We start from the raw sequence: 2,952 nt of genomic DNA on the forward strand, positions 1-2,952 counted from the left end.
GTCCGGACAGCCGGCACGTGGAGCCTGCGCCTGCTGGTCGTCAGGGTCGAGGGAGCCGATGCGCCGATCGTGCTGATCAACGAAGATCATGTCCCGATCCCGAATGCTGCAATCGGAATATAGCTGGGCAAAACGCAAAAAAGCGGCCTGAACGCGGGCGGGACAGCTGACAGTTCGGCCGGCTTCGTGGCCCAACAGTCGGGTGACCGCTGCAGCGTTCCAGACAAGGAAATATGCTGAAAAGCCGGATGCTGTCTGACAGTATGCGCATGCGTTCATGTGGACCGGTGGCAATTTCAGACAAGGGCACGCGCATATGGTGAGTTCCTTTCGTGCGGTCGTGGTCGGTGGCGGCTGTGTGGGCGCCGGCATTCTCTACGGCCTGGCAAAGCGCGGCTGGACCGATGTGGCATTGCTGGAGCGAACACAGCTTACGGCCGGCTCGACATGGCATGCCGCGGGGCTCATCCCCTCTTACGCGCGCAGCCGCAATGTCGGCCGCATGATCGCCAGATCGATCGCGATCTATGAAGGCCTGGAGGCGGAGACGGGCCAGAACGTCGGCTGGCACAAATGCGGGCAACTGCGCATTGCCAACACGCGCGACAGGCTGGACGAGTACAGAAGCTACATGGACGTTGCCGAGGTCCAGGGAGTGCGGGCCCGGATCGTATCGCCCGCGGAGGCGCGCGAGATCTGGCCGCTGCTCGACAACAACACCATGCTGGGTGCCCTCTACCATCCCGATGACGGCCACATTGCACCCGCCGATGTCACCCAGGCCATGGCCAAGGGTGCACGCGACCTCGGCGCGAAGATCCATCTTGATACCGAGGTCGTGGGTTTCGAGCGGATGCCGAGCGGCGAGTGGAGAGTCAAGACCTCACGCGGCGAGATCGTCTGTGAACATGTCATCCTTGCAACAGGCAATTACGCACGCCAGACAGGCGCCATGCTGGGCCTGGACATTCCCGCGATTCCGATCCTGCACCAGTATTGGATCACCGAGGCGGTTCCCGAAATCGTGGAACGCAAACGGCTTGGTCTTCCGGAGATGCCGATCCTCAGGGACGAGGGTTACGAGGGCTATCTGCGCGAAGAGGGAGACGGGCTGATGTTCGGTCCCTATGAGCGCACCGAGCAGCTCAAGCTGTTCGCCGAAAACGGCGTCCCGGAATGGTTCGGCGCCGATCTGCTCGATGAAGATTTCGATGCCGTTTCCTGGAACTGGGAGCGCGCCACCGAACTGGTTCCCGCGCTCGGGCGCGCCGGCATCAAGCGCAATGTGCGAGGACCTTTCCAGATGACGGCCGATGAGCTGCCGCTGATGGGGCAGGCGTGGGGCCTGGAGAATGTCTGGCTCGCCGAAGGGGTGCCGGGGGGCATCCTTTGGGGCGGTGCGATTGGCTACTACCTCTCCGAACGGATCGTGGAGGGTGGCAACAGCATCGACACGGCGGAGCTGGATCCCCGCAGGTTCGGCCGCTATGCCAACAAGAACTGGACCCGGGCCAAGGTCCGGGAAGCCTGGGGCACCCACGCCGTACAGCACTATCCGGGCCAGGACATGCCGGCGGCGCGACCGCAGAAAACGGCCCCGTCCTATGACCGCCTAAGTCAGCTTGGCGCGGTATGGGACGTGTTGAACGGCTGGGAGATGCCGAGCTGGTTTGCGCCCGCGGGTGTCGAGGCGCGCAATGTCTACAGCTGGCGCCGGACCCCCAAGGGGAACCACGTCGCCGCAGAGGTCCAGGCTGTCCGCCAGGCCGCCGGTCTGGTCGAGATGACACCAATGACCAAGTTCGAGGTCGGCGGGCCGGGCGCCGAGGGCTGGCTCGACGGAATCCTGGCCAACAGACTGCCGCGTCCCGGTCGTGTCGCTCTTGCCCATCACCTGACGCCGACCGGCGGCGTGCAGGCCGAGTATGTGGTGGCGCGGCTGCAGAGCGACCTGTTCTATCTCATATCGACGCCGCGCGCCGAACGCTGGAACCTTGACGATCTCGACCGGCTGTTGCCGAAGGACGGCAGCGTGCATCTGCGCAACGTCACGGAGGATCGCGGCAGCTTCACGGTGATTGGGCCGAAGGCGCGCGACATACTGCAGCCGCTGACGGAGATCGACCTCTCCAACGAGGCCTTCCCATGGTTCAGCGTACAGTCCGGCACCGTCGGCATGGCCAGCGACGTACGGCTGCTGCGTGTCAACTATTCGGGTGAGCTGGGATGGGAACTCTATCATCCACTCTGCTACCAGCGGCATTTGCTGGATGCGCTTCTGGCATCGGGAGAGGCACACGGGCTGAGGCTGGTCGGACTTCAAGCGCTGGAATCGCTTCGTCTCGATAAATCCTACCGGGCCATGTACCGCGATATGAACCCCGAATTGTCCGCCTGGGAAAGCGGCCTCGAGCGCTTCATCAGCCTCGACAACAGGGACTTCATCGGCCGGGCGGCACTGGTCGCGAAACAGCAGCAGGTTACACGCCGGATCGCCACACTGTCGATCGACACGGATGGTGCGAGCGCATTCGCCTTCGAGGGCGTTTACCGCGAAGGCGAGCTCGTCGGCCACATCACCTCGGCGGGCTATTCCTACACTTTTGGTCACGACATAGCACTTGCGCTGCTGCCCCTGGAACTTGTGTCGCCCGGTACCGAGCTCGAGGTTTCGATCCTCGGCGAGCGCCGCGCGGCAAAGGTGATCGCCGACTCGCCCTATGATCCGGAAAGCGCCCGCGGGCGCATGTGAGGTATCCCGGAGTACAGTTTCCGGTTCATCGATGTCTCAAACGTGCTGCAGGGTAAAACGCAAAAACCGCGCTCCATCGGGAACGCGGTTTTGCCAGATACGCATGGCGCTTCGCTACGCAAACACTTTGCGAAACTTATGGCACTTGTCGAAACTTACGGGCTCCGGTACGCGAGACCTGATCCGGAGCGCCGGACGGA

1 protein-coding gene is annotated in these 2,952 nt (G+C 63.2%); it reads left to right on the top strand.

Annotated elements, in window-relative coordinates:
- Window positions 1-316 precede the first annotated feature (316 nt).
- Entirely contained in the window at window positions 317-2,752 is a 2,436-nt protein-coding gene (locus EN925_RS30430; RefSeq protein WP_127369755.1) for an FAD-dependent oxidoreductase, read from the top strand.
- The last annotated feature ends 200 nt before the right edge of the window (window positions 2,753-2,952 follow it).

Origin of the sequence: Mesorhizobium sp. M7A.F.Ca.US.006.04.2.1, from assembly GCF_004022915.1 — a bacterium.
Taxonomy (GTDB): Bacteria; Pseudomonadota; Alphaproteobacteria; order Rhizobiales; family Rhizobiaceae; genus Mesorhizobium; species Mesorhizobium ciceri.

Excerpts from the sequence above, each read along its gene's own strand:
- EN925_RS30430 (WP_127369755.1), top strand. The coding sequence starts at position 317 with ATGGTGAGTTCCTTTCGTGCGGTCGTGGTCGGTGGCGGCTGTGTGGGC.